Annotated in this window: 6 protein-coding genes; all 6 read left to right on the top strand. The window is 71.4% G+C overall.

All coding sequences use genetic code 11. The features are described 5' to 3' along the window. Window positions 1–171: 171 nt before the first annotated feature. The 6 genes from K7B10_RS34390 to K7B10_RS34415 all read left to right on the top strand — a co-directional run bounded on the left by K7B10_RS34390 (window position 172) and on the right by K7B10_RS34415 (window position 6,766). Window positions 172–591 (top strand): hypothetical protein, encoded by a 420-nt coding sequence (locus K7B10_RS34390; RefSeq protein WP_229342762.1) that lies wholly within the window; start codon window positions 172–174, stop codon window positions 589–591. Beyond that, window positions 588–1,379: a transcriptional regulator gene (locus K7B10_RS34395; RefSeq protein ID WP_229342763.1), complete on the top strand. Its 792-nt coding sequence runs from the start codon at window positions 588–590 to the stop codon at window positions 1,377–1,379. Before K7B10_RS34390 ends, K7B10_RS34395 begins: the two co-directional genes overlap by 4 nt. An 80-nt stretch (window positions 1,380–1,459) precedes the next feature. After that, entirely contained in the window at window positions 1,460–1,906 is a 447-nt protein-coding gene (locus tag K7B10_RS34400; protein ID WP_229342764.1) for a roadblock/LC7 domain-containing protein, read from the top strand. Window positions 1,907–1,993: 87 nt separating this feature from the next. After that, complete coding sequence (locus K7B10_RS34405) at window positions 1,994–2,368, top strand: hypothetical protein (protein WP_030157853.1); 375 nt, start codon at window positions 1,994–1,996, stop codon at window positions 2,366–2,368. A 179-nt stretch (window positions 2,369–2,547) separates the two neighbouring features. Continuing rightward, on the top strand, window positions 2,548–6,138 hold the full coding sequence (locus K7B10_RS34410) for a bifunctional glycosyltransferase/CDP-glycerol:glycerophosphate glycerophosphotransferase (protein WP_229342765.1): 3,591 nt from the start codon (window positions 2,548–2,550) through the stop codon (window positions 6,136–6,138). A gap of 142 nt (window positions 6,139–6,280) precedes the next feature. Then, the gene (locus tag K7B10_RS34415) at window positions 6,281–6,766 is read left to right on the top strand and encodes a VOC family protein (protein WP_229342766.1); all 486 of its coding nucleotides are present in this window, start codon (window positions 6,281–6,283) and stop codon (window positions 6,764–6,766) included. Window positions 6,767–6,857: the final 91 nt, after the last annotated feature.

Raw genomic sequence — 6,857 nt, forward strand, 5'->3', positions numbered from 1 at the left:
CAACATTCGTGATCAGAAGTCGACGCGTTCCGGCCAAGCAGCCGCGTGGTTCTGTGCATGTTCCCGCGGAAAATGCCAGAAGCCCCTTCCGCGCAGGGGAACGTGAGTAAGTTCCCTCCTGTCGCGCCGTAGACCGTGCACCTCGCACGTCTGGCCGGGAGGGGAGCCCGCGTGCCCGGGATCGACGAATGCCTGCTCGAAGCCATGGCCCTGCCTGGTGCGCGGGGGGCCGCGCTGGTCGACTGGAGCAGCGGACTGGCCCTCGGCACCGCCGGGGACTCGCCGGTCGGAGACCACGAGACCACCGCCGCCGAGACCGCCGAGTTAGCCCGGGCGGCCGCCGAGTACGAGTCCTTCGCCCAGCCGGCTCCGGATTCCGCACCGGGCGGAGCCCCGGGCGAAACGGGACTGGGCCTCCCGGTGGAGGACCTGATCGTCACCACCCGCACCGGCTACCACGTCCTCCGCTTCGTCGAAACCAGCTTCGACAGCAGCGTCTTCCTGCACCTGTGGCTGGACCGGACCGACGGCAACCTCGCCCTCGCCCGGCACAGACTCCGCATCCTCGCCGAGGGGCTGGTCCTCAGATGACCGCCGCGCAGATAAGCGGCCTCGCCCCCGTCGCCGTCTCGCCCCTCCTGACCCGGCTCGCCGCCGAACGCGCCACCGGCGCACTGCTCCGGGACCGCGGCACCCTCTTCCTGGAGGACGGCCGCATCGTGCACGCCGAGAGCCCGGCCACCCCCGGACTCGACGTCCTCCTCACCACCGGCGGCGGCCTCGCGCCCGAGCGCTGGCGCGAGGCCGTGGACCGGGCCGGCGCCCGCCGCCAGGTCGCCCGCTTCCTCGTGGACAGCGGGGGCCTGGCCGGCGGTGAACTGGAGATCTGCCACCTCGCCGCGATATTCGACGCCGCCTTCTTCGCCCTCTCGCCGGGCACCGGCCCCTCCCGGTTCCGTCGCGGGGCCACCCACTGGATCGGCTCCGTCCGCTCCGTCCCGGCCGCCGCCGTCGAGCGGGAGACACGGCGCCGGCGGGAACTGCTCGACGCGGTATGGCCGTACCCGCTGCTGGACACCTCGCCCGTGGTGCCGCGGGCCGCCGCCCCCGGCCAGACCGTCACCACCCGCCAGCGCCTCCTGCTGGCCCGGGCGGACGGCGTACGGACCCCCGCCGACCTCGCGTGGGTGCTGGGCCGTCCGGCCTTCCACACGCTGCTCGACGTACGGCGCCTCGCGGCGGCCGGGCTCGTCGAGACCCCGCACGCTCCGGTCCTGGCACCGGTCGAAACACCCCTGCCCGACTGGATCACCCAGACCCAATCCCCGGACGTGGCGCTGCTCCGCCGGTTACGCGACGCACTGGAGGCAAGCCTGTGAGGCTCCCGCTGCGACCGGCTCTGCGCTCAGAGCGCGCCGACCGCTCCGAGCGGAGGCAGCCAGAGAGGAGAAAGACCGACATGAGCACGGCGATGGTGCCCCCCGAGGCCGAAGCGGACATACTCGCCGAGCTCCGCAGGCTGCGCGCCCGGGTCCCCCAGCTCACCGGCGCCCTCGCCGGCAGCGCCGACGGCCTGGTCCTCGCGCAGGACAGCGCGGCCACCGAGGTGGAGTCCGTCGCGGCACTGACCGCGGCCGCCCTCGGCGTGGCCCAGCGGCTCAGCGACTGCACCGGCCAGGGCGGATTCCGTGAACTGCTCGTACGCGGCGAACACGGATACGTCGCCACCTACGCGGCGGGGGACGCCGCCGTCCTCACCCTGATCGCGGAGCCGCGCGTCAACGTCGGCCGGCTCCACCTGGAGGCCCGCCGCTCCAGCCTGCGCATCGCCGAGCTCATCGACCAGGTCCTCGGGCGCCGCGGTCCCGAGATCCCGCACATTCATCTCCCCACGGACCGGGCGTAGTCGGTACATACCGGCATGAAATGCACAAACCGCCAGATAACCACCTGAAATCCGTCACAAACCCAGAGAAAGAATGAGGAGCCACTCATGGCCAACGTGGAAACCGCACTGAAGGAAACCCTCGCCACCATCGACGGCGCGATCGGCGCAGCCCTGGTCGACTACGGCAGCGGCATGGCCCTCGGCACCATCGGCGGCGGCAAGGACCTCGACCTCACGGTGGCCGCGGCCGGCAACACCGACGTCGTGCGCGCCAAGGTCCGCACCATGGAGATGCTCGGCCTCAAGGACGAGATCGAGGACATCCTGATCACGCTCGGCACCCAGTACCACCTCATCCGGCTGATGAAGAGCCGCGACTCCAAGGGGTTCTTCCTCTACCTCGCGCTCGACCGCGGCCGGGCCAACCTCGCGATGGCCCGGCACCAGCTCACGAAGATCGAGGCGGAGCTCGAAGTCTGAGCAGACGTTCGGTCCGACTCCGACGCGGAGGTGGCGGGCGGCTGAATTCTTTGCCGTCCGCCCCGGTGGGCATGGGGCGTATGTCCAGGATGGGGGGACTTTATCATCCCGTTACCGAGTAGGATGCTCTCATCACCTGATCATCGAAATAGCTTGAAACGCTGGAGAACCCGCCACCCATGCCCCCGCGCCTGAGCATCGTCGTCCCCGTCTACAACGTCGAGCTCTATCTCGACGAGTGCCTGGAGTCCATTGCCGCCCAGACGTTCGCCGACTTCGAGTGCATCCTCGTGGACGACGGGTCCACCGACACCAGCGCCGTCATCGCCAAGGCCTTCGCCGCGCGGGACAAGCGTTTCCGGGTCGTCATGCAGGAGAACGCCGGACTCGGCGCCGCCCGCAACGTGGGGGCCCGCCACGCCTCCGAGGGCAGCGAGTACCTGGCCTTCGTCGACAGTGACGACACGATGCCGGACTACGCGTACGAGCGCCTGATCGCCGCCCTCGACGAGACCGGCTCGGACTTCGCCGGCGGCAACGTGAAGCGCTTCCGCTCCGTCGGCATGCAGCAGTCCTGGGGCCACCGGGCCGCCTTCGCCAAGACGCAGCTGAAGACCCACATCTCCAAGTTCCCGGCGCTGGTCACCGACCGCACCGCGTGGAACAAGGTCTACCGGCGCAGCTTCTGGGACGAGCACGGCTTCCAGTACCCCGAGGGCATCCTCTACGAGGACGCCCCCGTCAGCATCCCCGCGCACTACTTCGCCTCCAGCGTCGACGTCCTCAGCGACTGCGTCTACCACTGGCGCGTGCGCGAGACCGGCGAGCGTTCCATCACCCAGCGCTCCACCGACCCGGTCTCCCTGATCGACCGCGTCACCTCCGTCCGCCTGGTCCGCGAGGCCCTCAAGGGCAAGGAGGGCGCCAAGTACGTCCGCTACCTGCGCGACTACGACTACAACGTGCTGAGCGAGGAACTCCCGCTCATCTACAAGTACGTCGGGGAGGGCGGCGCCGACTTCCGCGCCGCTTTCGTCAAGGAGGTCGGCGGCCTCGTCCGCGAGATCGGCACCGGCCCCTGGTCCGACCTGACCGTCGCCGACCGCCTCAAGGCGTACCTGGCCCGCGAAGGCCGGGTCGAGGACTTCATCGCCCTCACGAAGCACCAGAGCGACTACTCCTACAGCGTCCCCGTCAAGGGACTGGCCCGCCCGCAGGCCGACTACCCGTTCCTGCACGGCCGTCCGCCCGTCCCCGCGAAGATCCTCACCCTCGGCCCGCGCGAGCGCCGCGTCGTCAGCCGCCTCGAGCAGGCCGTCTGGAGCGACGGCAAGCTGCTGCTGCGCGGCTACGCGCTCCCCGGCCACCTCGGTGCGGAGAGCCGCCTCGGCTCGCGCAAGATGCTCGTCTTCCGCGAGGGGGGCAAGCGCCGCCGCACCGTCGTCACCGCCCGCACGGTCGCCTCCCCGATGGCCACCGTCAACGCCGCGCACCTCGCGCTGCGGCACGCCGACTGGGCCGGCTTCACCGCCGTCGTCGACCCCACCGCCTTCCAGTCGGGCGGCAAGTGGACCGACGGCATATGGACCACCTCCGTCGCCGTCACCGGCGCCGGCGGCCTGCACCGCGCCCGCCTCAAGGGCGGCGAGTCCGACACCGGTCAGAACCCGCCCGCCCACTGGGTGACCCCGGACGTCCGCATCGTCCCGAACGCCACCGGCGCCCTCACCATCCAGGTCGAGACCGTCCGTGCCCGCGCCCTCGACGTCCGCACCTCGGGCGATGACGCCGTCGAGGTGTCCGGCGAGCTCGCCGCCGAGATCGGGGCCGGCGCCACCCTGCGCGCCGAGCACGTCGCCACCGCCACCGTCCTCACCCTGCCCGTGGAGACCGCCGCCGCGAGCGGCTCCGGCGGAGCGGGCCGGATCCCGTTCACCGTGCGCGTACCGCTGGCCGAGCTGGCCGCCGTACCGGACGCGCAGTGCGAGCCCGGGGAGTGGACCCCCGAGCCGTGGAGCCTGACCGTGGTCGGCGCCGACGGCTCCGAGCACCGCCTCGCGCACGACGAGCGCGGCGGCTTCGCCGGCCTGGTCGTCCCCCTGCCCGGCGGGGGCGCCGACCGCGCCCTCTTCGCCAAGCGCGGCAACACCGGACACCTGACCCTCTCCGTGCAGCCCTCGCCGCCGCTCGTCGACTCGGTCACCGGCCAGGACGGCACCCTCACGCTCAAGGGCCGGTTCGTCGCGCCCGTCGACGAGCCGTACGAGCTGGTCCTGCACGACGCCCACGGCACCGAGTTCAGCTACCCGGTCACCCGGGACGGCGAGCGCTTCGAATCCACCTTCGAGCCCGTCCTCCCCGAGTCCTACGCGGGCCGCACCACGCTGCCCAAGGGCCGCTGGTGGCCCACCCTGCGTCCGCTCGCCCAGGGCGGCACCACCGCGGGCCTGCTCGGCGTCGACCGCGGCGCCCCCGTGCAGTTCGCGCCCACCGCCCTGCAGGCCGGACCGCACGCGATCACCGTGGAGGGCCGCCGGATGCGGGTCGAGGCCCGCTTCTACGACCGCATGGTGCTCGTCGCCGACCCGCTGCTCAGCCCGCACGACCGCACCCGGTACGCCCAGCGCGTCACGCGGTACGAGACCTACCCGGCGCAGCGCGCCCTGCCGGTCAAGGACATCGCCGTCTACGACACCCACCAGGGCAACGGCACGGGCGACGCGCCCCGCGCCGTCCACGAGGAACTGCTGCGCCGCGGCGAGAAGCTGGACCACGTCTGGCTCGTCCGCGACGGCCGCGCCGAGGTCCCCCCGACCGCCCGCGCCGTGCAGTACGACAGCACCGAGGCCTGGGAGGTCCTGGCCCGGGCCCGCTACTACGTCGTGAACGACAGCGTGCCGCGGCGCTTCCAGCGCCGCGCCGGCCAGGTCGTCGTCCAGACCTGGCACGGGACGCCGATCAAGGAGATCGGCCACGACTTCATCCACGACTACTACACGAGCCCCGAGATCCTCGAGGGACTGGAGCACGACAGCGCCCAGTGGTCGCTGCTCGCCTCCCCGAGCTCGTACGCGACGCCCCTGCTCAAGCGCGCCCTCGGCTACCAGGGCGAGGTCATCGAGTCCGGCAGCCCGCGCACCGACGCGCTCGTCAAGCCCGACGCGCAGCGGATCGCCGAGGTCCGCCGCCGGCTCGGCCTGCCCGAGGGCAAGAAGGTCGTCCTCTACATGCCGACCTGGCGCGAGAACCGCGAGGGCTGGTCGGGCGGCTACAAGCTCGACCTGCAGATCGACCTGGACGCGGCGCGGCGCGAGCTCGGCGAGGACCACGTCCTGCTGATCCGCGGCCACCACCACGTCACCGAGCAGGTACGGGACGGCGTGCGCGACGGGTTCGTCGTCGACGTGTCCCGCTGGCACGACGCCACGGACCTGCTGCTCGTCGCCGACGTGCTGATCTCCGACTACTCCTCGGCGCTGTTCGACTTCGCGCTCACCGACCGGCCGATCCTGCTCTTCACGTACGACCTGGAGCACTACCGGACCACGCTGCGCGGCTTCAACTTCGACCTGGAGGCGAAGGCCCCCGGCCCGCTGCTGGCGGACTCGGCGAGCCTGATCGAGGCCGTCCGCAACGTGGACGCGGTCGGGGCGGAGTTCAAGGAGGCGCGGGCCGCGTTCCGTGCCGAGTTCTGCGACCTGGACGACGGCGGCGCCGCCGAGCGCGTCGTCGACCGGATGCTCGCCATGGGGGCCGGGCCCGCGGTGTAAGCCGTTGGAGTGCAATCAGGAAGCGTTGCCGACCGGCCCCGGGCCCACCGATGAATTTCGGGCCCGGGGCCGGTCTGTATGGGAGTGAGGCGGTGCGCGCACGCGCGCACGGACTCGACCACGCACCCACCTGGAGGCAGTCATGAGCGGCAGCAACGGATTCACCACGTGTCTGTGGTTCGACGGCGACGCGGCGACCGCCGCCGACTACTACGTGTCCGTCTTCAAGGACGGGAAGATCGGGCGGACGGGCTACTACAACGAGGCGGGACCGGGCCGGGCCGGCGACGTGATGGTCGTCGAGTTCGAGATCAACGGCCAGAAGTTCGTCGCGCTCAACGGCGGCCCGCAGTTCCCCTTCACCGAGGCGATCTCGTTCCAGATCCACTGCGCCGACGAGACGGAGTCGGACTACTACTACGACGAGCTGACGAAGGACGGCGGTCAGGAGTCCGCCTGCGGCTGGGTCAAGGACAAGTTCGGGGTGTCCTGGCAGGTCATCCCGCCCGGCGCCATCGACCTGATCACCGACCCGGACCCGGGGCGGGCCAACCGCGCCACCGCGGCGATGATGAAGATGAAGAAGCTGGACGTGGCGCAGATGCGCCGGGCGGCCGATGCGGGCTAGACGAGTAAGTCCGAAGTCCTTGGGCGCATGAAGCGAGGGTCTCGTTGGTTCGTGTGTGACGACAAACCTCAAGACCCTCGCGACAGCACTG

The sequence above is a fragment of the Streptomyces flavotricini genome, assembly GCF_020639365.1.
GTDB lineage: Bacteria > Actinomycetota > Actinomycetes > Streptomycetales > Streptomycetaceae > Streptomyces > Streptomyces flavotricini.